The organism is Paenibacillus tengchongensis (assembly GCF_008973665.1).
Taxonomy (GTDB): Bacteria; Bacillota; Bacilli; order Paenibacillales; family Paenibacillaceae; genus Paenibacillus_AQ; species Paenibacillus_AQ tengchongensis.
The window spans coordinates 94,357-118,270 of record NZ_WACP01000007.1 but is presented as its reverse complement, the minus strand read 5'-3'; the positions used below and the strand labels follow the sequence as shown (position 1 = coordinate 118,270).

Annotated in this window: 19 protein-coding genes and 1 pseudogene; 7 read left to right on the top strand and 13 right to left on the bottom strand. The window is 46.2% G+C overall.

Annotation, left to right across the window (positions count from 1 at the left end):
* Positions 1-14: 14 nt before the first annotated feature.
* The 4 genes from F1381_RS13495 to F1381_RS28285 form a co-directional block, all read right to left on the bottom strand.
* The gene (locus F1381_RS13495; protein ID WP_151735380.1) at positions 15-1,325 is read right to left on the bottom strand and encodes a competence protein CoiA family protein; all 1,311 of its coding nucleotides are present in this window, start codon (positions 1,323-1,325) and stop codon (positions 15-17) included.
* Positions 1,326-1,667: 342 nt separating this feature from the next.
* Entirely contained in the window at positions 1,668-3,218 is a 1,551-nt protein-coding gene (locus tag F1381_RS13490) for a recombinase family protein (RefSeq protein ID WP_187355341.1), read from the bottom strand.
* Entirely contained in the window at positions 3,196-4,677 is a 1,482-nt protein-coding gene (locus F1381_RS13485; protein WP_187355340.1) for a recombinase family protein, read from the bottom strand. The genes F1381_RS13490 and F1381_RS13485 overlap by 23 nt, the downstream gene beginning before the upstream one ends.
* Before the next feature lie 19 nt (positions 4,678-4,696).
* On the bottom strand, positions 4,697-4,849 hold the full coding sequence (locus F1381_RS28285; RefSeq protein ID WP_187355339.1) for a hypothetical protein: 153 nt from the start codon (positions 4,847-4,849) through the stop codon (positions 4,697-4,699).
* A gap of 44 nt (positions 4,850-4,893) precedes the next feature.
* Between F1381_RS28285 and F1381_RS13480 the strand changes: the two genes are divergently transcribed.
* Positions 4,894-5,235, top strand: coding sequence for a helix-turn-helix domain-containing protein (locus F1381_RS13480; RefSeq protein ID WP_151735377.1), 342 nt, complete (start codon positions 4,894-4,896; stop codon positions 5,233-5,235).
* A gap of 185 nt (positions 5,236-5,420) precedes the next feature.
* Here F1381_RS13480 and F1381_RS13475 read toward each other — a convergent pair whose 3' ends face one another.
* Positions 5,421-5,663 carry a hypothetical protein gene (locus F1381_RS13475; protein WP_151735376.1) on the bottom strand — a complete coding sequence of 81 codons (243 nt, stop codon included), beginning with the start codon at positions 5,661-5,663 and terminating at the stop codon, positions 5,421-5,423.
* Positions 5,664-5,777: 114 nt separating this feature from the next.
* Here F1381_RS13475 and F1381_RS13470 point away from each other — a divergent pair, with 114 nt between their 5' ends.
* The 3 genes from F1381_RS13470 (at position 5,778) to F1381_RS13460 (ending at position 9,106) form a co-directional block, all read left to right on the top strand.
* Entirely contained in the window at positions 5,778-7,250 is a 1,473-nt protein-coding gene (locus tag F1381_RS13470; protein WP_151735375.1) for a recombinase family protein, read from the top strand.
* Between the two features lie 153 nt (positions 7,251-7,403).
* Complete coding sequence (locus F1381_RS13465) at positions 7,404-8,357, top strand: DarT ssDNA thymidine ADP-ribosyltransferase family protein (protein ID WP_187355338.1); 954 nt, start codon at positions 7,404-7,406, stop codon at positions 8,355-8,357.
* 2 nt (positions 8,358-8,359) lie between these two features.
* A complete protein-coding gene (locus F1381_RS13460) occupies positions 8,360-9,106 on the top strand; it encodes a macro domain-containing protein (protein WP_151735373.1) in 747 nt (248 codons plus the stop codon).
* A 147-nt stretch (positions 9,107-9,253) separates the two neighbouring features.
* Here the strand turns inward: F1381_RS13460 and F1381_RS13455 are convergent, their stop codons facing one another.
* The 3 genes from F1381_RS13455 to F1381_RS13445 are packed head-to-tail and all read right to left on the bottom strand — an operon-like array spanning position 9,254 to position 13,501.
* Entirely contained in the window at positions 9,254-11,332 is a 2,079-nt protein-coding gene (locus F1381_RS13455; RefSeq protein WP_151735372.1) for an AAA family ATPase, read from the bottom strand.
* 4 nt (positions 11,333-11,336) lie between these two features.
* Entirely contained in the window at positions 11,337-11,990 is a 654-nt protein-coding gene (locus tag F1381_RS13450; protein ID WP_246188019.1) for a hypothetical protein, read from the bottom strand.
* Complete coding sequence (locus tag F1381_RS13445; protein ID WP_151735371.1) at positions 11,987-13,501, bottom strand: dsDNA nuclease domain-containing protein; 1,515 nt, start codon at positions 13,499-13,501, stop codon at positions 11,987-11,989. The genes F1381_RS13450 and F1381_RS13445 overlap by 4 nt, the downstream gene beginning before the upstream one ends.
* Before the next feature lie 100 nt (positions 13,502-13,601).
* Here F1381_RS13445 and F1381_RS13440 point away from each other — a divergent pair.
* Positions 13,602-14,186: pseudogene (locus F1381_RS13440) on the top strand (SpoVR family protein); the annotation flags it as partial.
* A gap of 69 nt (positions 14,187-14,255) precedes the next feature.
* Here the strand turns inward: F1381_RS13440 and F1381_RS13435 are convergent.
* Together F1381_RS13435 and F1381_RS13430 are read right to left on the bottom strand one after the other, a co-directional pair.
* A complete protein-coding gene (locus F1381_RS13435; protein ID WP_222850443.1) occupies positions 14,256-15,107 on the bottom strand; it encodes a hypothetical protein in 852 nt (283 codons plus the stop codon).
* 211 nt (positions 15,108-15,318) lie between these two features.
* Positions 15,319-16,212, bottom strand: a complete 894-nt coding sequence (locus F1381_RS13430; RefSeq protein ID WP_151735369.1) for an AraC family transcriptional regulator — start codon at positions 16,210-16,212, stop codon at positions 15,319-15,321.
* 194 nt (positions 16,213-16,406) lie between these two features.
* On the opposite strand from F1381_RS13430, the gene F1381_RS13425 reads away from it, so the two are divergent.
* Positions 16,407-17,174 carry a class I SAM-dependent methyltransferase gene (locus F1381_RS13425; RefSeq protein WP_151735368.1) on the top strand — a complete coding sequence of 256 codons (768 nt, stop codon included), beginning with the start codon at positions 16,407-16,409 and terminating at the stop codon, positions 17,172-17,174.
* Positions 17,175-17,466: 292 nt separating this feature from the next.
* Here the strand turns inward: F1381_RS13425 and F1381_RS13420 are convergent, their stop codons facing one another.
* The gene (locus tag F1381_RS13420) at positions 17,467-19,362 is read right to left on the bottom strand and encodes a PrkA family serine protein kinase (protein WP_151735367.1); all 1,896 of its coding nucleotides are present in this window, start codon (positions 19,360-19,362) and stop codon (positions 17,467-17,469) included.
* 654 nt (positions 19,363-20,016) lie between these two features.
* Here F1381_RS13420 and F1381_RS13415 point away from each other — a divergent pair.
* Complete coding sequence (locus tag F1381_RS13415) at positions 20,017-20,910, top strand: DUF2161 family putative PD-(D/E)XK-type phosphodiesterase (protein WP_151735366.1); 894 nt, start codon at positions 20,017-20,019, stop codon at positions 20,908-20,910.
* Between the two features lie 819 nt (positions 20,911-21,729).
* Here the strand turns inward: F1381_RS13415 and F1381_RS13410 are convergent.
* Positions 21,730-22,947 (bottom strand): aminotransferase-like domain-containing protein, encoded by a 1,218-nt coding sequence (locus F1381_RS13410; protein ID WP_151735365.1) that lies wholly within the window; start codon positions 22,945-22,947, stop codon positions 21,730-21,732.
* A 71-nt stretch (positions 22,948-23,018) separates the two neighbouring features.
* The gene (locus F1381_RS13405) at positions 23,019-23,675 is read right to left on the bottom strand and encodes a response regulator transcription factor (RefSeq protein ID WP_151735364.1); all 657 of its coding nucleotides are present in this window, start codon (positions 23,673-23,675) and stop codon (positions 23,019-23,021) included.
* Positions 23,676-23,914 lie beyond the last annotated feature (239 nt).

The window sequence follows — 23,914 nt, the reverse complement described above, 5'->3', positions numbered from 1 at the left end:
TGGGCTATCTTTCATTATCTTATTTCTTCAATATCAACAAGCCATTTACGGATATTTGGATCATTTACTCTCCCTAACGCATAAAGAACCCATTTTTTCACCTCAAGCCAAGTTAAACCATAATCGCCCAGCTCGTCCTTATGCCGTTTCAGGAACCAATAAAGCGATTCTACTTCATACGGAACAATCGTTAGAATTTTCAAGTTTGCTATAGATGCTACTACATCAAAGTCTGGAGAGTAGGCTGTAGTTGCAGCAGCCTCTTTAATCGTCTGCCGAGTCAATTCTGAATAATTGTACCCGTTCTCCATTTGTTCATTATCGGCATCAGTATGCTGGTCCCTAAGTGAAGCTTCTCTTTGGATAGTATTGATTTGAAGAAGTACCTGATTTGCAAACTCTGTTCGGTTTCTATCCTCTTGATCCTTATCGCTAAGCAAAATTTCATCCCGAATGACCAGGGCTTGCGAAATATTCATTCGATATCCTTTGGTTAACGCGAAGGCACGAAACGGTGAGCGCATTTGATCAAGGATTAATCGGTATACCGAGAAGGTGATTTCATCACCAACGGTATGAACGTAATAAAGGCTTCTCACGTCGCTTTTCATTGTACCGTGAGCTTTATAACCAAATAAAGTATAGAGATTGTATTCTGGAAATTCATCGTATAGCTCTTGAAGAAGCTTGTCCCATTTGTGGTCCTCTTCCGTCTTGATTGCAAGTCCATACTCGGCTTCCCATAGATGCAGCACTCTACGCTCATAATCGTCTGCCAGTTCCCTGTCCTCCACAAACCAGATCGTCTCAAGCCCTTTACCTGCAAAATATTTATTTCGAGAATTTATCGCTTTAACCACTTTTTGGTCACCGATTTGGTGCACATTTGTTATGATTGAGACTGCAAATTCACGGCCATTCTTGTTAACGTAAATGTCAGGATATTGACTCCATTTTTCCGTGGCCTTTTCTTTATAACCATACTCTACCTTCAAGTCGGGACGGATCAATTCCTGCCCCTTCAGTTCGTTATAAATGATTTCTTTAATCACGTTATGCTTCTGGCTTTCACGAGCCGTCTGTCTGTTGTATGTATCGTACGCCCTTGATTCCTGACAGGTCTTACCGCTAAGATGTGCAAAATGAATATCACGGATTTCTCCTGCTCGAAGCAGCAGCTGCTCATGGCAGTATGGGCAGGTCATGGCCTTCTTCTCGGCTGCTTTTTTGAATTTGTCAATTACCCTCTCCTTTTCACTTTCTTCATATCTGCTTAGCTCTGATGTGATATTAAGAAGTTCCCCCTCATACATGGCGATGTCCATCTGCAGCTCTCCCTTGTAATCAGAATGAGAGCAAATTCTACAGCATTCGAGGTAATTCCTCCATTATTTAGTTCAATTCATCAAATGTACACATGTATGGTAAACCCAAAAACCGAGACGTTTATTTTGGAGAACAGCTGTCCATACTGATGAATAGCCAACAAGCCTATGTTCCCAGTGGTTTCAAGCTGCTAACAGGCTCATTTTTCTCGGTTTTATACAAGCCTCGGGATCGGAATCCTAACTAAAAACCGAGAAGAACCGACCATTCATCCTCAGCAATTCAACCTAAAAACCGAGATAAGCATAACAAAGGACTCGTTGGTATCACGAGCCCTATCGTTATATCTCCGTTTCAAGCAAAGCATATCGGGCACTAATTTTCACACGACCCGTTTTATCAATACGAATCTGATGAACAAATTCCAAGAGTAACCCCCGAAGCAATTTCCCTTGGGTGTGTGAGTCCATGAGTTGATCTACCCGACTGCGGATATGGTCAGCTTTCAAATCTGCGGCTCGAATTCGGTTCATCTGCAGCTGTTTCTGGGTGATCTGTTCGTCAAAGCTCTTGATCTGTTTTAAACAATTTTCTTTAGTCATTGTCAAGATGCGAATCATCATTTCAGCTCTCTTTTGCTGTTCATCCTTGTCACCAGGATTCTGTACACATTTGAACTGCTCATTAATTTCATGGTTCACCTTGTTTAGCTTATGTTGGACGGTTTGCTTTGAAGCTTGGAGTACCTGAATATTTGCATGCAAATTCATCAAGTCCAGCTCAAGACTCTGAATAATTTTATCCACGATCATCTCTTCATGACGAAATTTTAAGTCATTCAAAAGATGGTCAATTATACGATGGGTCTTTTGTATATCAATTTTATAGCCGCAATTAGTACACAAGTATACCTTTTTACCATATCTTGCGCCTGATTTGCTTCGTGTCGTTTGGTCCTTTCCCCTTAACTTATCATTACAGGAGTCACAGACCAACAAGTCAGCTAGCAGGAAGCTGGTCTTATACCGATTCGGTGCATGTGTACCTTCTGCTCTTTTCTGATAAAGATCCCATCCCCGTTCCCATTCTTCAATGGTGATTACTGGGTGAATCAATTTAGATTGAACAAGCTCCCAGTCGGCCCGAGCATTAAGCGAGTTATTGGCCTGTTGCTTTTTACGCCCTCTGTGCAGGTAACCTGCATAGAATGGATTGGTCACGACAGCTCTTACGGCTTGATCTGTCCAGTCGCTTCCCAAATATGAACCTTTAGGCAGCTTGCAAGCGATGGCATCAAAGCCTTCAAACTGTAAATACATACTGTAGACATCCTTTACCAGTTGAAGTTCATGATCAACCGTTTCAATGGCTTTCGTAGCTTTGTTGTATTTATAACCAAAGGGAGGTTTCCCTCCCCGCCATTTAGCCTGTTTAAATAAATTGTACATCGTATCCTTTGTGCGAATTCGGGTGTTATCCACTTCCAGTTTAGAGTTTCCATCTTTGATTATATCGACTACCAAATCACCAGAATCATACAAGCTCTCTGTGCTCGCTATACATACGGGAATATTGTAGTTCTTCAAAGTCATCCGTATCATTTGGTGTTCACTCGGGTTCCTGGCAATTCGATCATGCTGAGAAATAACGACCAGATCATACTTATCCATGTGGGCATCAGCCAGTAACTGTGAAATCCCGTTTCGTTCTTTTAGTTTTGTTTTTCGGGCCGAGACAGCAGGATCTAAATATTCGCCAACAAACTGGCACTCGTACTTATCCATAAAGTCTTTGACTGTATTTCTTTGAGCGTCCATGGTTTGTTTATTTGTTGAATGTCTGCCATAAAAAACAGCTCTCATTCCAGGTTTAATCACTGACTTTAAATGCAAGACCGTTTCCTCCATCCATAAATTCGACCCATGGGTTCTTTAGCTCTATGCTTACATTTGGCGGGGATTGAATCGAGATTTGATTGACCACATCTCTTAGAAGTTCTCTTTGATCAGAGTGTTTCATACCACTTAATTTGATTTCTCCAGTCACTTGTTCCCATAATTTTCGGATTCGTTCAGGGTATTGGGTAATCGCCTGTATCAGGTCGTTCGTCACCGTGATCTGCTTTAACAATTGGGCCTGGCTCTCATATAATCGAAACATCTCCCCTTCCAGATCTTCATCCTTACTTTCAAGCCATTTGTTGGTTATTTCATCAATCTTGCTTCGTAATATAGGCAGGTTTGTCTCATATCGAAGAAGCTTGATTTGGGATTCGTTAATAATCTTTGATAATACTTCTTTAAATAATTCACTTTCCTGTGCTAAGGCCAGTTGCTCAATCCATTGCTCTACCCTGTCCAGAACTATCTCTTCCAGTCGTGAGACAATCGCTTTATGTCGATAATGAACGGGACAAATGTATACTTTTTCTTCTCTGCTCGCTATCTTGACTTTCTTCCGTTTCGCAGGAGTATGACAGGCTCCGCAATATACAAGGTCGTCCAAAATCCCTGAATCCTCAGACCCATCATCAGTTTTTCTCTTACGAATCAGCATTTTCATTTTGTCCTGAGCCTGATTCCATTCTTCTTCGGACAGGATCACTAAAGATTTCTTTTCAATTTCAATTACATCTCCATCAAACTTCGCCGTTCGTATTCCCATGTATTCTTTGGATTCGATTATTTTCTTTAACCTCTGATAATTCAACAAATCTTTTGGTACAGTGCTAGCCGATTGTAAATATCTACAGAAGTCGCTAAATGTGCGGCAGTCTGTAGACATCAGCTGGTTAAACACAAACAAAACATCCTTAAGCTTGTTTTCATCCCGCTGTATTTCCTTATTCTGATCACTGTAATATCCGTATGGCATCTTACTGCCGTGATTTTTGCCAAGAAGAAACATGGCTTGCTTCGTTTCCTTTATCCGCAAGGCAATCTGGCTGGCTTCGCGCTCGTTGAAACCTGCAATGATTAATTCAAAAAACTCTCCAGCAGGCGTGTAAGTCATCGCAAGTTCATTGCCAGCGCTAAAGACAACTTCCACCTTATACTTCTTTAACAGCTCATACAATTCAAGGTGCTGCTGAACATTTCGAGCCAAACGATCGCGCTTATATACAAAGAGGGTAGAGATTTTACCTGCCTGTATCTGACGAACCAAGCTCGTAAGAGCAGGTCGTTCATCGATTTTCGTTTTACGGGCAGAAACAGCTTCATCGATGTAAACATGTTCTTCATCAATCAAGGTTGCGCGATTAGCTGCTGCAAAATAAGCGACTGTTCTTTGCATTTCTATGGAATGCTCCTGGGAATCGATAGATGAACGGCAGTAAAGCGCAGTAGGCAACAGAATCTACTCCTTTTCCTTAATGCTTGTGATTCGATTGTTCCAGATTTTCCACATCATTAAACAGGCTTTCTTTAAACAACAATACGTATAGATCCAACCAACGCTGCATGGCTTCTGCATCATGGACATATGTGATGTCGGTAATTTTCAGTCCCTTAACTTCTTCCATGTTGATATACAGTCCTTTCAGAATATGAATCAGGAGATGAAACTATGAGCCATCTGGGACAACAAGTTCGTTTATTCCGACAACAGAAAAATATTAGCCTGAATGCCTATGCCAAACAGCTTGGCGTATCCCCTGGCTACCTGAGTAATCTGGAAACTGGCAAGACAGAAACGATTCATTTGTCGGTTTTAGAGAAACTGCAAGAGGAATTGGTGCTAGTCCCTCGTCACGAGCTGCAGGACAAGGATCATAACGAACTGCAGCTGCGCATCATGAGAATTCATGACATGCTTGCCGAGCTACAACAAGAGAATCCTCAGGCCGTTCAATACCTGATTCAAACCATTGAGAGGGGAATCGTGGTATTTAGCGAACATTCAGGCTAGCTAAAATTAATATGCGCCCATTTATTGGGTTGTATACATTAGAGTGAATGACCGTTTATCGAAATGAATAAACCTAACAAAAGAGGAGAGCCTATTCCCTGACGGGAAGGCTCTCCTCTTTGCGTATAAAGCTTACTTGATATGCTTAGTACGTATCAGACCCATCGCATCAAAAAATGGAGAGTCTATCCCACCTCGGGAAGACTCTCTTCTTTATGAACAAAGCTAATTTGATACCCGCTAGCTTGTTCCGAACCTAGGGTCCCTGTGAGAAGATGTGCGGCTGCTCTTTCTTTTAGCGTCTTCTCCCAAGAAGCGAAGTGTTCCGCTAACATCTCTAACGTTTCGGAATGATCGATTTCCTTAAGATTGCCAAAACAAATCTGCTGCGAAGGAGTGTTGACAGTAAAACGTATCTTAAGGTCCATCGTGTCTCCCCCCTTTAATACAACCTATGTGGGGGATCGGTGAGGACAACCCTGTAATCGTAAATCAAATTTTTAGTGCATAGAATAAAGGACCAGCCCATCAGGAGGACGCCAATGAATGTTGAGAATACCCCAAGCCGTTTTGTAGCAATTTATTGCCGCGTATCAACCGATGAGCAGGCCCGCGAGGGTGTCTCCTTGGATGAGCAGCAGGAGCGTCTGAAGGCCTATTGTAAGGCCATGGGCTGGACAGACGAAGTCCTATTGTTTATTGACGATGGCTACTCCGCAAAAAGCACAGACCGCCCTCAGCTCAAGCGGTTGATGACATACATAGAGAATGGCGAAATCTCAAAAGTCATGGTCACCAAACTGGATCGGATGAGCCGTCGACTGCTCGATTTGCTTACGTTGATCGATATGTTCCAGCAGCATCAAGTAGCGTTCATCTCAATCAGTGAGTCCTTTGATACAAACACGCCATCAGGCCGTTTGACTCTTCAAGTGCTTGGTGCTGTCGCGGAATTTGAACGTGAACGCATTCGAGAGCGTGTACTGGATAATATGTTCCATGCTGCCAACCAAGGCAAATGGCTGACCCAGAGTCCCTACGGATATCGCTTGGAAGATAAAGTACTTACCATCCATGAGCCCGAGGCAAAGACTGTACGACAGATGTATGATCTATACCTCAATCAGGGAATGGGATTCTTCGCAATTGCCAGACAACTGAACGAAGAAGGTATACCTTCCAGACACAACAAAGAATGGTCAATTCGTTCCGTAAAACTGCTGCTTACCAACCCTGTATATAAAGGCACCTTTGTATGGAACCGCGTGGATTCAAGCAAGAAGAAAAGAACCATAAAGGATGATAAGGATTGGATTGTCATTGACGATTGCCTACCCGCCATAATCGACAAGAACACTTGGGAAAGAGTGCAGACCAAAATGAACAGACCGAGCATTGCCCCCCGTGCCCAGACCAGCCCCCATCTTCTCGGCGGCATACTGAAATGTGGAAACTGCGGGTCGGGGATGAGCATTGGCTGGTCAGGGTCACGAGACAGACGTTATCGCGTCTACCGATGTTCTGCGAACAAGAACAAAGGAACATGCACGAGTAAGCAGTATAAAGCCGACGAAGTGGAGTCCTGGTTTTTGCAGGGGTTAGCAGGTTTGTCTGAATCACTTAGCCTTGAACTGGTCCCTCATCTCGTGGAGAAAGCCCGCAGTAGCCAGAGCAACCGTGGAGATCAGCAAATCACGGCTGCAAAAAATCGCTATAAGCGGAAGGTCGAAGCCTATACTGCTGGACTGATTGAGTTGCAGGATCTTAACGAGGAGAAGCAGCGGATGGAAAGGATTATTCAGGAGAATCAGAACTTAAATGAACAGGGAGAGAAAATACAGGTGGAAGAGCTGAAGGAAATGCTTGAGAGCAAAATAAAGACGGTTCTGGATGCGATAAGTGTGCTGCCTGTTGAGGAGGGAAAGGTGCTGTTACGGACTCTGGTTTCGAAGGTCACGGTTTTGGGGGAGGGGGAGTTGGATATAGAGTTGGAAATAAACTTACGTTTAGCTTGATAGTTTAAAGATAGTACATAAAATTCCCAAGCTGACTGTTATGGATAACATATTTTAAACGCTTTCTATTATTGGATAATTTTACCCCGATTAATAGCTGTATTGTAGTATAATGGTCGCAGATCTTATTTACTATAATGGAGATGAATACCATTGAAAGCAGACTCTTTTCTTATACAACAATATGTTGAAACTCTTCAAACAAATTTTAATTTTTATGGGTTATACCACTTTACTGATTTTTCAAATTTCTTAAACCTATTTAGTGTTACTTTGAATCCTAATCAAACTCTGAATAGTAGAAATCATTGCATTCAAAATAACATAAATTTCCACGATGGAGCTAACAGTGAAGTGATTGGCCATACGAACTTCGTTGTTCAGGATTGTGTTCGGTTTTACTACAAAGAAAAAACGATGACTTTATATGTAAACGAAGGCATTAAAAAAAATCATACAAATCCACATATCCCCATACCTGTATATTTAGTTTTTTCTACTGAGCTTCTTATATTGCCTAATACATGGTTTACTGATGGAAACGCAGCATCGCAGTATACGCATTTTGGAAATGATTACTCATTTTTTAGTAGAATTGATTGGGCAGAAGTATTAAATAGAAGCCCTCTCCCCTTGGATGAAGGACCTGATAAATGGGAAAAGAAAAGAAAAAGACATGCTGAGCTTCTTTCCATAAGTCCTATTCCTTTAACATACGTCAATCAAATAATTTTCCGTACGCCAGCTGATCTAAAAAGGGCTCGTTTACTTTTGGGTAATGATCCGAGATTCGTTTTAAACGCACAAATGTATAACAATAGAGAAAACTTCTTACAGGATTACTCGATTGAAATGGTATCACGTGGACAAGGGTTTGAGCTTCATTTAAACATTAAGTTTAACCTCCCCCTATCTAATGATGATCGTACGAAATATGAATTGCTTGATGAGAATAACAATATCCTAATTTCTAACGGTATTGATTTTGAACTAGGACCCCATACTGATTTTATTGTTATTATTCCTAATATACCGTTGGTTCCTTTGATTTTTCGCTTTTATTTTTATGGTATTATTAGCATAGAAGAAAATATAAGGATGAGGTAAACATGTTATATTACTCCGAGGGTACAGTCTTTAATTCTCCAGCAAAAACAATTGTAAATACAATTAATTGCTATGGAGTTATGGGTGCTGGAATTGCGAAAGAATTTAAAATGCGCTATCCAGAGATGTATGAGGATTATGTTTTACGTTGTAAGGAAAAGAAAGTAACTGTTGGACATCCGTACTTATTTGAATATTCTCACAACCAATGGATTCTAAATTTCCCAACAAAAAACCATTGGAAATTCCCTTCCAAAATGGACTTCATCGAGAGCGGATTGCGATATTTCGTTAATAATTATCAGAGGAGAGATTTTCAATCAATTGCTTTCCCTAAACTAGGAACAAACAACGGTGGCTTAGAATGGAAAAAAGTTAAAGAATTAATGGAATATTATCTAAGCAATTTAGATATTGATGTATATATTTGTACAGATGAAAAAAAAGAAGCAGAAGGTACTGAAAAGTTAATGATTGATTTATTAAATAGAATTGACATAAAAGACATGAAGAAAAAGGTTAAGTTAACAGATAAACAGATGAATGTATTAAATGAACTTCTACCAGTATCACGGGTAAGAAATTTGGATTTGGCTAAACAAAGTGGACTAGGTAAACAAACTTATGAAAATATATTTATTTTCTTATACCAGAGTGTAGTAAATAAGAATGATTTTGAAAAAACCAATAATAATGAAGACACAAAAATAAAACAAATAAAGATTGAACAAGTTGAGATGGATTTTTAGGACCTGTCATTAACTTCTGCTTCAACTTATTTCAGCACAGATTCCCCCGATCGGGATTCATGATTTAACGCAGGTGTTGACCGACCCGATCGTGGAAAATACAAAAAAAAATGAAAGACTCAGCGGATTGAGCCTTTCATTTTTAATTTACATTTCTTTTATTAAATATTCTTTGCCCAAGTTTAAGCTAATGTCTTTTTCTTCACAGTTACCTCTTTCAGATGAAGCAATAATTACTTGAAATCCTTTTGGGTGATTTTTTTTCAAACCTTTTAAAAGCTCCATGAACTCATTAAAACTATGCATATCTAAGTTTTGTTGTCGGGGTTCGTCCATGATGAGTAAAAATGGATGATTAACATCCTCCTTAAATTCAAGTGCAGTCATCAGTAAAGCAACGTAGTAGGACAAGATTATGCGAATCAAACCACTGCTAGAAGTTAAGTAATATAAGTTTTTCCCTTCGGTTTTTGGCAAATAATTATCCCTATCGATTTGTATATTATCATAGATTGTTTGTATATCTATCTTAGCCTTGTTCTTAATGTTTTTTTCATCGTCAATTTTGTTTTCATCAAGACCTTTCTTTAAAAAATCAAGCGCCTTTAAGTTAGCTTTAAAATACTCTTCAAATTTTATAAGTTTGTTTTCGTCTTGATCAGTATTCGACTCTAATGCTTTGAGCGCTTTTCTTTTGCCTTTCACTTGTTCGTTAAGACTTTTTATTTCATCAAGTAAAGCGTCATAACGATTAATGATTTCTTTATCCTTCTCAAATTGTTTGATCTGATTTACCAACCTGCCTGTTTCTCGGGAATAGTAACTGTACTGTTGTAGGTTTTTGGGTGTAAGCTGTTCTTCATAGGTTTCCAATGTTGACTTTAATTCAGCTTGTTCCAGTTCGGCTACTACAAGACGCCCTTGCGCATTCTTTCTCTCCTGTTGCTTCTTTTTCCGTAAACCTTCAAAATCCTTTAGCTCGTCCTTTAAATAATTCATGTATTGCTCATTTTCCGATATACCAATTTTTTGCAAGGGGCTTCCGCACAGTCCACAATTATCCTGTAATAGTTCTTGATCGGTGTCTATTTTAATATTTGCCATACAATGTGGACACATTTCTATCGGTAATGTTCCAATTAACTTTTTTGCTGTTTTTAACTTGTCATATTTCTCGATGTCAGAAACAATCTTATTTATGTAATAAGTATACTCATCTATTTCAGAATCAAGTGTATTTATCAGTTCTTGGTATCGTTTATAAACTTGCGATGATTTTCTAAATTTTTCTCGGATTTCTGCAATCACATTCTTGGAGTCATTATTACTGTGCTCCATTTCAATAAGCTTATTTCGATAACTATCAATCAACTCATTTGTTCGCTTTATCTCTTGCTCAACCGATTGAATCGATTTGACCGACAATAAGCCTAAAACTTGTTCCACTTCTTCTAAAATAGACTTTTTACTTTTTAACAAATCATTAAATTTTTCTATTTCGCTCCTTAAATAAACAGCTTCTGTGCCAGAAAGCTTCAAAATCATCTCAAAAGCGGTCTTTTTAATCTCGGGAATCCCATATCTTGGGTTAATCGCTTGAATATCATGCCATGCTCCTTGTTGCACCGCAAAAAGGGGCATGAGATTTTGTATATAAAACATCAATCGTTCATCTTTTGTAGCCTGTTCTTCATCGTTGAAATCAACTTCATCGGTCGGAGCTGTTAGAGTAGAAATGTTCATAAAATCAAACAAAAAATCCTGATAAGTCTTGTTACCGTTAATCCCCTTATCTTTTCTAATTTTAAAGAAATGATGCTTTGATGCTCTCTGAAATAAGGAATCTGGCTCATCTTCTTCTTCAAGATGTATATCTTCAAAAACAACCACAGGCTGGCTCCAATTAAGAGCATCTCGCATAATCACAATTCGTAGTTCTTGTGATTTAAGCTGCAAAAAAACTTCAGCATTTATTATAGGTTCTTTAGTTATATACAGTCTTAAAATGTCTTTATAGTTAATGATTCCCCCTTTTTGCTGTCCGTAAATGTCCTCACCATTCAAGCCATAAATTATGCTTTCAATAAGGGTTGATTTGCCTAACGTATTTTCCGCATAAATCATATTGAACTCGTGAATTTCACCATTGAAAAGAAAAGGAATAAATCTTCCATATTTCTGCCCATTTTTTGTTACTATCCTGATTAATACGGCTTCGATAAACATTGATTCATCTCCAATTGCCCAAGATCAACTCAGGAAAATTTTTAATTACATATTTCTCAATAAAATTGTCTGTTGTATTATCCGAGAAAATATTACCTATTATCTCCATTCTAGTTGACCACTCTTTTTCTATATCACGAATTTGTTCTGATATTTCTAGCCCCAAGCTAGTTAAACTTATACAAAAAGCTTTTTGACTTGTGGAATAATTCGAAAACTTAACTTCGATTAAATTTTTGCAGATCATATAATTAAAAATAGACTCATAGCGAGGGTCCCAAGGTCCGCGAATATATTTTATCATTGGAGAAAAGGCTTCTTCAGTTTCGTATGACCGAATATCCAAAATATTGAACAAATGATGTTTCTCGCTCTTCTCAATTACCTTTTGCAAATAAAAAGGGTAACGAATTAAAAAATCAAAAAAAGAAAATTTTCTACGTCCGTAAATTGTATGATTGGCGAAAAATGGCTCCTTGATAATTCCACAAATTCTAATTAATAGAAGAATTCGGTAAGCATGAAAGTCGAAGTCATCGTCAGGGTCTAAATACACAACCTGCTCTTCTAGAGGAGCAGTCTCAGGAATCATATTGTTCTTAGCAAGTTTTTCAAAAAACATGTTAACTGCATCCATTGTCTTAGAAGAATTCTTCATTTGCTTGCCACCTCCTTATGCCACTTTAAATGACATTCAGCAGCCATTTGATACATTTGTGCATAAACGATTTCCTTATCTATATCCTTATTCACCCGAAGATTGAATTGTTTACCCAGGCTTACTAATTCCTCTTGAAATGAACTCCAAAAATCAATTGGATTTAAATTTTCAACTCTTTTTAGCTTGATTGCAGAGGCAGTACATTCATATTTCACTTTACCTTCCAATGACTTGACGCTGGAATATGTATGGTGCCTATTACTGATTTTTAGTTCTTGAAGAAATAAAAGATAGCGGCATCGCAATTCAGTCGCAACTTGAATAAGAAAATTAACTTGCTCGGCCTCATCGACATCATCGACATCATTCTCAAAAATCCTGCTAATTTTCCTTTCAAGGTTGCTTTGCTTAACAGGATCTTTATCAATAACTTCTTTAAGTTTCTCTGGTGCAAACGAATCGCTCTCTGGCAAGTCTATGTATTCTGAGGGTATTGGGGTTTGTGATGTAGGCGCAATTCTATCCATTGCTGTTTTTATAACTTCAATACCCAACGAAACGTCTTGAAAACCTGAATCTAGTCTATCCATGATGTTCTGAAATTGTTCTAATATCCTTTGATCCACCTTAGAATTAATTGCAGTTTCAGTTTCGTTCAAGATACTCTGCATTAATGAAAAGTCTAAACATCGTGCTTCTGGTCTGGCTTCTTTTGACTTAAGCACTATTTCAGAAACCAAACGACCAAAAATTATATTTGGAGGGTACTTTAACCCTAAACTGGTTATGCAACTAAGTGCTTGGGACTTTAAAACCTCTACTGACTTTTCAGCAGCAATATCATCAAAAGACCAATATATTCTAAGTACGAAGTCACTTAACACATCAGTATCTGCTATACTTGCCAACACATCATTGGCTTTTTCTTTTATGTCTTCTATTTCATTGTTATATGCAGCCATCTGATCTTTGATTTTTTTGGTAATTCTTTTTGATTTTGTTTCAAGCTTCACGATTTTCTTTGATAAGTCAGTAACTAAGCTATCTCTGTTCTCAATAATTGATTCATTCAAAATGTCGCGAACTTCAACAATACAGCTGCCAAGTAGATTTTGGTTCTGACTGAGCGTATTTTGTGTTCTAGTCCATTCATCCAAGAGATGATCTTTAGAAGAAACACGTGAATTTGTTTCAAATGAAAAGGAGCCCTCATATTCTGGGTACATCCGATAAAGAATAAAAAAATTATATAATGATTTTTTAATATCAGTGTGACCAAGGTTAAACACCGTTGAGTAGCATTTCATTTGAGTAAATTTTACTATGTTTTTCTCTTCATTCAGTAATTTTGTATCATCTTCGTATTCACAATAAATGCATTCATTTACAGAGTTACTACTGTAGATCTTTAACCACTGAATTAAGGTTTTTAAATATTGGTACACAAAACCTCTATTAGTGCCATATGCATCTGTATCGGTCTTAAAAATAATAAGTTCGCGGCCCATATTTCCCTCCGACAATAATTTCACATTCATTCAAAAATTATATCAAAACATGGAAAACATTAACACAATAATTTCATTCGAATAAGCACCTTAGCAATACGAAGGCTGGGCTTCGTATTGGCATCAGCGGATCATGCGCGAACTGGACCTTACTTCGGAGGAGACGATTGAATACTCGAAGCTGAATTCCTCGGTGGTGCAGCCCTCCCGCCAAAGCCTGAATCCGTACTATTTGGGGCTGAAAATCTTCGAGGACATCGAACGCCGCTGGGACCGCGACAAAATGTTCGAGGTGCGCGAGCTGGATTCTGACATCTCGTTTATCCGCAGTTATTTGACCAAACAGCTGGTGGGAGATCTGGATCTGTACGTCTTCGAGAAGAAAGGCCCGGAATGGAAAATTACCGACAAAGCCTGGGAGAATGTCCGCGACCAGCTGGTGCTGGCCCGGGTCAACGGCGGTGCGCCTTACCTCGTCGTCCAGGACGCCGATTATGAGCGGAACGGAGAGCTGCTGATCGTTCACCGCTATGAGAGCATCGAGCTGGATCTCAAATACCTGGAGCGCACGCTTCCGCACATCTACTCGCTGTGGGGACGTAACGTTCACCTGCAGACGGTGGTGGAGGATAAGAAAGCTCTCTTCACTTACGATGGGAAAAAGGTACAGCGGAAGTTCCTGTAACCTGGAACGGTTCCCGCAGAACAGAAACAGCCCGCAGGCACATCAGATGTGCGGCGGGCTTAAATCTGCTTAAGGAATCGTTATGTTCACGGGACCAGCGCCATTTGCCACAGTAACATTAAGATTGACGGTATATTCCTGAGAGGTATTCAAGTCTACCACCTTGGTGATCTGGTAGTTGCCGTTTAACAGGAATACGCTCAATCTGCCATTCATAACCCGGCCCTCGTAGCTGATACTGCTGTCATCTGTGCTTTGGAAGTATACTGCGCCGCTGCTCACAGGTGCGCCGCTCTTGGTGACGGTCCCTGTATATTGAAGAGGTACAGTCACTACCAGCGGCCCGGATTCCAGTTGACCATTCAACACTGTAAAGGAAGAGTGGAGAGTGACAGCCCACATGTGATTCCATTCGGACAGAAAATCTGCCGTATAGGACCCGTCCGGTAAATACAGGGTGAACGCACCGTCGTCGACATTGGTGACATAGCCATTGGTGGTGGTACCGTCAGAGCCGGTCAGGTAAAGTCTTCCATAAGGGAGATCTGCCCCGTCCGCAGTGATAATGGAGCCGACAATCTTAGGCGGAAGCTGCAAAATATGCGTCTGCGGATTTCCTCCGCTCACTGTAAACGAATCGTAGAAGGTGATACTTTTCCAGGAAGTGAAGTCGGTTACGCCAGACACATTATACGTTCCGTCCGGAAGATCGAACAGAAATACGCCGTCTTCTCCAAAGGAGGTGTAGTTTGCGCCGGGCTCTTCGCTCAGGTTAACAGACAGCACGCCCTGCTCCATAATGGTGCCATCGGGATAGGCAACCTGGATCTCAACCGCTGAGGTTGCTGGCGTATCGGCGGCCGAAGCCTCTGCTGCAGCTGCGAACACAGAGCCAAAGGGCGATAAAATGAAACAAAACATGAGCAGTAAAGCAAAAGCTTTCTTCAACATTACTTTTTTCAAAATCGCACTCCCCTTCAACCAAATTAGTAGTACCCTCTATAAAATACATGATTTTTCCTCTTAATACCACAATATGCAGAAAATATTTTCACTAGATAGACACAACTTGAATTTCCAGAGACAGGGCAAGTTGCTCCTACTGAAAAGACCGCCTCTCGGCGGTCATAGGTTAATCCCCGGCTCTAATCAGTACAGGCACGTAAATCTCCATCACCGTATCCGCACGGGAATGGCAGCGCTCATCATAAAATTCAAAGTTCGGCTTGTCTTCATCGTACACATATCCGCTTGAAGGAAACCAGGCTTCAAAAATGTATACCCAGGTGCTCTGGATCACCTGCACAAAATCATCCTGGCCGGCATCTCCCGATGTATCCACCGGCGGCGTGGTAAATACGGCATATTGTGCTCTGGGCACTTCTGTGGTTAGCATGTCCGCAGTCACCTTGCCAAAGTCCTCGACAATGACCCCTAACAGATACTTTGCATATCCATCCCCGGACGCCGGAATACATAATCCGACCTCTCCGTGCCTCAGCGGTTGGAGAATGGCATACATTTTGGACTCCAGGTTATCCCCGTCATATCGGCTCCAGAACGAAGCGACCTCCTGGGTATACCCGCGCGCCGCTACATCTGTCTCAATGCCGTAGCCCGCAACTCTAAAAGCGGGTCTGTGCACAACCGCCGGTTCCGGCATATAATCTCCGATCAGGCCAGGCGGCAGTGACGGCCGAAAGCTCTCCATCCGCGCCGTATAGTCGCTGGGGCTGTATCCGTACGCCTTCCGGAAGGCTTTGGCAAAGCCGCTCTGTGTCTCAAAGCCATAATCCAGCGCGATATCGATGATCCGGCGGCCGCTGAACAGCTCCATCGACGCCCGGGACAATCTGCGGCTGCGTACGTACTCCATGATCGGCATGCCGCGGGTCAAGCTGAACACTCTGCTGAAGTGAAACAGCGAGTAGCCGGCGACCGCGCAAATATCGTCAGCGGTTAACGGTTCCTTGATATGCTCCTCGATATAGTCAATGCATCGCTCAATATCCCTGCTGTAATTCACAGCCCACCCACCAGGCCTTTCCCTGTTCGTTATCTTCATTATAGCAATTAAATTCCGGGCCGATCGTTCCAGTCTTGCGCAAATTAAGGCGGTTCGATAAGCGGTGTATGTTGCTGCAGCTTGACGAGCCAAGTAAATCACCGCTATTATAGATTCATATAGTCTATGATATGATCTAAAGGAGACAAGCCTTCATGCAAAATAAACCCTCCGGACCAGCCGCAAGCCTGCAGCCTCCGGATTTGACAGCTAAACCGGATAGCGGAATTCTCGAGCTGCTTCAGCCCTGTCCCGGTGAACGGATTCTGGATATGGGCTGCGGCAATGGAGATTTAACTGCCAGGATTGCAGCCGCCGGAGCCGTAACTACCGGCATCGACCTGTCCGCAGAGCTGGTAGGGCAGGCCAGCCGGAAATATCCGGACCTGCACTTTGAGGTGCAGGATGCCAGCCAGTACCGCACCGGGACAGCCTTTGACGCCGTGTTCTCCCACGCCGCGCTGCACTGGATCGCCAGCGGTCCGCAAGCGGCCCGGGCCATCTGGCTGGCGCTGCGGGAGGGCGGCCGCTTCGTGGCCGAGTTCGCCGGCAGCGGCAACACCGCCGCGGTCCTGACCGCAATGCGGCAAGCGCTTGAGGCTCATGGTTATGCTTGGGAGGGGCGGAATCCATGGTACCATCCCACAGCCGGCGAATACGCCACCCTGCTGGAGCAGACCGGATTCCGGGTCACCTATACCCGGCATTTTGACAGTCCCTCTCCGCTTAGAGGGGGAGACTCCGCAATCCGGAACTGGCTGGACAGCTTCTCCGGCTATTTCTTCCACGATGTTACGCCCGGGGACAAAGCAGCGATATACGACACCATCGAAGCGCAGCTCAAGCCGCAGCTGTACCGGGACGGCAGTTGGCTGCTCGATGCCCGGCGGCTGCGCATCGCGGCGGTTAAACTGCCCGGATAGTCCGGGCGCTGACGGAGCTTGGCCGGCCAAAGGTACGGCCCGCTTCTATGCGGGCAGGCAGGCTGCGCGGGTGTTCCGGTGGCCGCACGGCGGCTTGACGGCGTCCGCCCCCGCTTCGAGGCGGCTCGCGAAGATATATCCGGCAAACCGCCAGGCACAAAAGAACCCCACATCGCGGGTTTGACAGAAGTCATTCAGGCTTTGCGGGGACTCCGTTATATAAAAAAAGACCGCAGGTTCGCGGTCCAGTCATGCAAGGATAGACAATCCTCCGGCAGATTACTCCGCCTCCTTACCGGTTCAGCAGGCTGCCGACATATTTCAGCAGCTCGTTGGCGCAGATCGGGCAGTAGTTGTGCTCGTCGATCAGCCGCCGGGTGACTTCGTTAATCCGTTTCAGCTGGCTTTCATCCGGCGTCTTGGAGGAGGTGGTGATCTTGACGATATCCTTCAGGTCGGCGAACAGCTTCTTCTCGATGGCTTCGCGCAGCCGGTCGTGGTTGTTGTACTCGAACTTTTTGCCCTTTCGGGAATAGGCAGAGATGCGGATCAGAATCTCTTCGCGGAACGCCTTCTTGGCGTTTTCGGAAATGCCGATCTGCTCCTCGATGGAACGCATCAGCCGCTCATCCGGCTCCAGCTCCTCATCGGTCAGCGGGTCGCGGATTTTGGTCCAGTTGCAGTACGCTTCAATGTTGTCGAGGTAGTTCTCGAACAGCGTCTTGGCCGACTCTTCAAAAGAGTAAACAAACGCCTTCTGCACCTCGCTTTTGGCCAGAATATCGTATTCCTTGCGGGCAATGGCAATGAAATTCAGATACCGCTCACGTTCCTCCTTCGTAATGGAAGGATGCTGGTCCAGGCCGTCCTTGATCGCCCGCAGCACATCGAGCGCGTTCATGCACTGCAGGTCGCCCTTGATCAGGGCGCTGGAGATCCGGTTGATGACATAGCGCGGGTCGATGCCGGACATTCCCTCATCCAGATACTCCGACTGCATCTCCTTGAGATCAGCTTCCTTGTAGCCCTCGACCTCTTCGCCGTCGTACATCCGCAGCTTCTTGATGAGGTCCATCCCCTGCTTCTTGCTCTCCTTCAGGCGCGTGAGAATGGAGAAGATCGCCGCGGCCCGCAGCGCATGCGGGGCAATATGCACATGCTTCATGTCGCTCTGGGCAATCAGCTTAGCGTAGATTTTTTCCTCTTCCGACACCCGCAGGTTGTAAGGAACCGGCATGACGATCATGCGGGACTGGAGCGCTTCATTCTTTTTATTGGAGATAAAAGCTTTGTACTCCGTCTCGTTCGTATGCGCGATGATCATTTCATCCGCCGAAATTAACGCGAAGCGCCCGGCTTTGAAGTTGCCCTCCTGGGTCAGCGACAACAGGTTCCAAAGGAACTTCTCGTCGCATTTGAGCATTTCCTGGAATTCCATCAGCCCGCGGTTGGCCTTGTTCAGCTCCCCGTCGAAACGGTACGCCCGCGGATCGGACTCTGAGCCGAATTCGGTAATCGTCGAGAAGTCAATACTGCCGGTGAGGTCGGCGATATCCTGCGACTTCGGATCGGAGGGGCTGAAGGTGCCGATGCCTACGCGCTCTTCCTCCGACAGCAGCACCCGCGCTACCTTGACCTGTTCGATGTCTCCATGGTACTCGTTCTTCAGCCGCATCTGGCAGGACGGGCACAGGTTGCCCTCAATGCGCACGCCCAGCTCCCGTTCCAGCTCCGGCCGGAGCTCCAGCGGGATCAAATGCAGCGGGTCTTCATGCATCGGGCAGCCTTCAATGGCGTACACCGCCCCTTCGGCGGTACGGGAATATTGCTCCAGCCCTCTTTTTAACAGAGTCACGATGGTCGATTTCCCGCCGCTGACCGGCCCCATCAGGAGCAGGATCCGCTTGCGCACGTCGAGCCGCCGCGCCGCCGAGTGGAAATACTCCTCCACCAGCTTCTCCACAGCCCTGTCAAGGCCAAAAATCTCCTGCTCAAAAAACTTATACCGTTTCCGACCGTTGATCTCCTCGACGCCGTGGGATTTGATCATGTCGTATACGCGGGAGTGAGCCGTCTTGGCGGGAGAGGGGTCTTGTTTCAGCAATTCTATATAGTCCTTGAAGGTGCCGCTCCACGCCAAACGGTCGTTCTCAGCCCGATACGAAGCTATACGCTCAAATATATCCATGCTCGCTGCCTCCTCTTGCGCTCCTACTTGCTCCTTTGGCTTTAAAAGTGTATTACATAACTATGCGGTAATCCGGCAATAGTGACCTCTTTTTTGCTGTGCTATAATAGAGAATCGTGATGTTCCCTGCTATGTTAGCTCTCGGGCAACATCTGCACAGAAGGTTAATCCAAGTAATATGCAGGGAATTTACGGAATATTAATGCGGGTGAAAAAACAGCCTGTTGAACGATGGGTGGACCGTATCACAGGGAAGCCTGGAGAGCGAGCGTGCGGGGCACGGACCATCGCAGTAGCTTCCTCTTGAGGTGTAACTTGTAAAATGTACAACTATTCCGGCCCAAATGGGGCTGATTTACCGCATACCTGCATTTCGTACATCTATTTCTCCCCGGACCGGACCGTTTGGCTGATGATGCTGACTATAGTTGTATCAGGTGCAATTAAGTGCTTCACAGAGAGTGATTACCCGAAAATAAATGTACCAAGTGCAAGTATACCCGCAAGCTGCACAGACACAGACACAGACACAGGCATAGGCACGGGCACGGGTACAACCGGCAATACTGCAGCTGCTGCGTTTACTGAAGTCTGCGGACGATTAATTATACTTTGCGGCAGTCAGACTGCTGCTGGATTATAGGAGTGACCCCAATGGCCATCAAGCATGAGACGGAGCTGTATGCTCCTTTAAAGGCTTTCTTTGAAAGCCAGGGATACCATATCAAAGGCGAGGTGCGGACCTGCGATCTGGTCGGCCTGCGGGAGGGCGAGGACCAGCCGCTGATCGTCGAGCTGAAGAAAAGCTTCAATCTCGCCCTGCTGCTGCAGGGTGTCGAGCGGCTGCGGCTCAGCCCGAACGTCTATCTCGCTGTAGAGCGGGTGCGCGACAAGAAAGGCGCAGTGAACCAGCGCTGGAGCGAGCTGAGCGGCCTGTGCCGCCGCCTCGGCCTCGGGCTGATCACTGTCGTCTTCTACAAGACGAAGGCGCCGCTGGTCGAGGTGCTCGCGGAGCCGGGCGAAGCGCCGCCTGCGCCCCGGGGCAGCCTGCGCCGCCGCGAGCGCCTGCTGCTCGAGTTCCGCGAGCGCAGCGGCGACTACAACACCGGCGGCAGCACGGGCGTGAAGCTCGTGACCGCCTACCGCGAGAAGGCGCTGCGCGTCGCGCTCGCGCTGCAGGCCGCCGAGGCCGAGGCTGCCGCCGGCCTCAGCCCCGCCCCGCGCGCCGGGCGCCGCGGCTCGCGGGGAAGCGCCGCAGCCGAAGCTGCTGCGGCGGCAGAAGCCCCGGCCGCTGCACCCGGCCGGGCGGACGGCGCCGCCGGAGACGCGGCGGCGCAGGGGACAGGCGCCGCTGCTCCGGCGGCGCCGAGGGGCGTCACGCCCGCCGAGCTGCGCCGGCGGAGCGGGGTGCCGGGCGCTGCAGCGATCCTGCAGCGCAACTACTACGGCTGGTTCACCCGGGTGAACCGCGGCCGTTACGCGCTGACGCCGGCAGGCGCGGCAGCGCTGGTGGAGTATGCCGCCGTCGCTTCCGGCGGCATCCGCTGATCCGCCGCCGCTGCATCCGGCGGCGGCCCACAGCTTTCCTCACTTGCAGTACTCACCTTTCTTACCACGCCCGTTCTCACCTGCACCGCTCATCCTCTTCCCACAGCCTTCCTCACCTGCACTACTCTTCCTTCCTACCGCAGCCGTTCTCCTCCTCACCCTTCCTGCTCCCTGCCACTTTTAACCCTGAACAGTTCATCTGCTCATTATCCTCATTGAGCTGCTTCACTGCTAACTAACCTCCCTCCTGGTTCAGCTACAAAGCCTTTTTTTGCTTTCTTTGAAGCATAAGCGGTCTTTGCCTTTATAAGTTACCTTGCTGTGCCCCTCATTTTCGCTCCTGTATACCGATGCGTGCTCCCCCCGCCGAACCGCTTACACGCCCAGTAAGAACCTTTGCTTCCGAAACATTAAACGGCAAGCCTCACATGGAGACTTGCCGTTTAACTAAAGGACACTGCAGGCTTCTATTGTACTTTGTACATCAGAATCCCCTAAAATCAAGCTTAATAAACGATCTATTCCACTTTGTACAATCGATTTCAGCCTAAACGCCCCTTTCGGGCGCAAATTCAATTTTCTATTGCACGAAATACAGCAGATTGCCGCGCGCTGTGGCGCCGAAGCCCCGAGCATTACTCCCGGCTCCCGCATACTCTAACAGCACCCTCACTTGCTTAGGCATTCAGTCCCTCTCGGTTACTCAGCCTCTCAGCCCTTCAGCCCCTCAGCCCCTTAGCTCCTCAGTCCCTCGGCTACCCAGCCTCTCAGGTCCCAGCTCTCAGCGCCCCAGCGCCTCAATCCCTCATTTCACCGCCCTCAGCTCCGGGCGGTGAACTCGCCGATCGCCTCGCTCATCAGGTTCATCCCGAGCAACAGCTCGTCGCGGCCGGGATGGCTGAAGTTGAGGCGGATGCGCCGGTTGCCGCCGGTTACGCAGCACAGCGGGCCGGGCAGGAAGGCGACGCCTTTCAGCAGGGAAGCACGCAGCAGCAGCGTCGCGTCCAGCCCTTCCGGCAGTTCGACCCACACGAACATCCCGCCGGAAGGCAGCTCATAGGCGCACTGCTTCCACGCGGGACGCTTCAGCAGCTCCGCTGTCAGCTTCAGACGGGTATGGTACTCGCGGTTCAGGAGTGCAATATGCTCGCGCAGGTCAAAGGCGGAGACGTCCAGCAGGTGATGCAGCAGGCGCTGGTTCAGTGAGCTGGACTGCCAGTCGGCCATTTGCTTGGCGGCTGCCATCATGCCGATCAGCTCACGGCTGCCTGCTGCCCAGCCCGTCCGCAGCGCCGGCGCTACCGTCTTGCTGAAAGAGCCGATATAAAGCACATGCCCGCCCTCACCCGCGTTCTCCAGGGCATAGAGCGACGGCAATTTGGCCGCCGGACGTCCACCGGCTCCCGGAAAATAAAGGTCGCCGTATGAATCGTCCTCGACGATCAGCACATGGTTCGCAGCGCACAGCTCCAGCACTTCCTTGCGCCGCTCCAGACTCCAGAGAATCCCGCTCGGGTTCGTGAAGCTTGGCGTGGCGAACAGCATCTTGGGCCGGTGCTGGCGCAAGGCGCTGCGCAGTTCATCCGGCCGCAGGCCGCTTTGGTCTCCGCTGACCGGAATAATAACCGCTCCCTGCATCCGCAGCGCCTGCAGGATGCCCGGAGATGTCGGATTCTCCACCAGCACCCGGTCGCCGGGATCAATATATACTCTTGTCAGCAGGTCGATGGCCTGCTGGCTTCCGGTTGTCAGCAACACACCGCCTTCAGGAGCATGTACCCCTTTACCCTTCAGCCAGTCTCCGGTCAGCCATTCCCGCAGCGGGCCATATCCTTCAGGATCGCCGTACTGCAGCGCTCCGGCATCTTCAGAAATGACGGTGGAAGCAGCCTCGGCCAGCAGGGATAACGGAAAGAGCTCCTCCGCCGGCAGCTCCTCCGCCAGTGAGATCAGATTGCCGCGCCGCGTCCGGGTGCGGATGCTCAGCAGCGGTGAAGACAGCAGCGTATGTGCACGGGCCGAAAACTCGTATTTCATAGGCTCCCCCTTTCCCTGTACCCAGAATAGTATTCCTCCCCGGGCGGCAATATGTCGCAGTCAATGGCGCATTATGCGTACAGCTGCTTGTTCTGCCTGGAGTAAAGCGCGTATTTCTCAATCGCCTGCGCCCTGGTGGATACATCCAGCTTCACGTAGATTTTGCGCAGATAATTATCGATGGACCGGCGGCTCACTTGAATTTCCAGGGCGATCTTATCATATGTGATTCCCTGTACAATCCGTTCCATAATAAAACGTTCCGTTTGAGTCAGCTGCATCACGCCTTCCGCACCCTTGGACGATGTAGCGGGGCGGAATCCTTTTTCAATCCAGCTTAAGGGGATCGACAGCAGGCCTTCACGCAGACCCTCGATCATCAGCAGCAGTTGACGGGGGGAAGCACCCTTCGACAGGATGCCGCTCGCCCCCAGCTCAAGGAGCGGCTGAAACAATTCTTTGTCCTCTTCTTCGGTCATTACAATGAAGTGGGCCTGCTGTGCGCTGAGCTTCATCTCCGGCAACAGCTTTTCAATCGTACCTTCCGGCATCTGAAAGTCGGCCAGCACAAGATCAGGCTGAAACTCGCGGATGTTGTGTAAGCCTTCGTTCCAACCGGAATACATTCCAAGTACTTCGAGCTCTCCCCCTTCCTCCAAAATCAGCTTTGTACCCAGCATACTCGTAGGGTGACATCCAATGATGACCACCCGCCATACTTTCCTCATTAACGCTCTGACCTCCTGCTATGTGTATATATATGTACCCAGAATGGAAAGCGCCTCGGCGTTCCCGGCTCCTGCAAGCAAGGATGGTTGAACTCTTGTCTATTCTTCCTTCATTTACCTTGAATACGCCCCTCAGATATTCCAATCTATAGAAATTGTATCGCAGTAGATTCATAGGTTGCAATTCTTTTTTCTTGTTAGCGGAAGCTCTTTCATTTTTGCGAAATGAGGAAAAGTTT

Bases quoted from the DNA above. Each gene is read 5' to 3' on its own strand.
- F1381_RS13495 (WP_151735380.1), bottom strand. From the start codon at position 1,325: ATGGACATCGCCATGTATGAGGGGGAACTTCTTAATATCACATCAGAG.
- F1381_RS28285 (WP_187355339.1), bottom strand. From the start codon at position 4,849: ATGGAAGAAGTTAAGGGACTGAAAATTACCGACATCACATATGTCCAT.
- F1381_RS13480 (WP_151735377.1), top strand. From the start codon at position 4,894: ATGAGCCATCTGGGACAACAAGTTCGTTTATTCCGACAACAGAAAAAT.
- F1381_RS13475 (WP_151735376.1), bottom strand. From the start codon at position 5,663: ATGGACCTTAAGATACGTTTTACTGTCAACACTCCTTCGCAGCAGATT.
- F1381_RS13470 (WP_151735375.1), top strand. From the start codon at position 5,778: ATGAATGTTGAGAATACCCCAAGCCGTTTTGTAGCAATTTATTGCCGC.
- F1381_RS13460 (WP_151735373.1), top strand. From the start codon at position 8,360: ATGTTATATTACTCCGAGGGTACAGTCTTTAATTCTCCAGCAAAAACA.
- F1381_RS13455 (WP_151735372.1), bottom strand. From the start codon at position 11,332: ATGTTTATCGAAGCCGTATTAATCAGGATAGTAACAAAAAATGGGCAG.
- F1381_RS13450 (WP_246188019.1), bottom strand. From the start codon at position 11,990: ATGAAGAATTCTTCTAAGACAATGGATGCAGTTAACATGTTTTTTGAA.
- F1381_RS13445 (WP_151735371.1), bottom strand. From the start codon at position 13,501: ATGGGCCGCGAACTTATTATTTTTAAGACCGATACAGATGCATATGGC.
- F1381_RS13435 (WP_222850443.1), bottom strand. From the start codon at position 15,107: ATGTTTTGTTTCATTTTATCGCCCTTTGGCTCTGTGTTCGCAGCTGCA.
- F1381_RS13425 (WP_151735368.1), top strand. From the start codon at position 16,407: ATGCAAAATAAACCCTCCGGACCAGCCGCAAGCCTGCAGCCTCCGGAT.
- F1381_RS13420 (WP_151735367.1), bottom strand. From the start codon at position 19,362: ATGGATATATTTGAGCGTATAGCTTCGTATCGGGCTGAGAACGACCGT.
- F1381_RS13415 (WP_151735366.1), top strand. From the start codon at position 20,017: ATGGCCATCAAGCATGAGACGGAGCTGTATGCTCCTTTAAAGGCTTTC.
- F1381_RS13410 (WP_151735365.1), bottom strand. From the start codon at position 22,947: ATGAAATACGAGTTTTCGGCCCGTGCACATACGCTGCTGTCTTCACCG.
- F1381_RS13405 (WP_151735364.1), bottom strand. From the start codon at position 23,675: ATGAGGAAAGTATGGCGGGTGGTCATCATTGGATGTCACCCTACGAGT.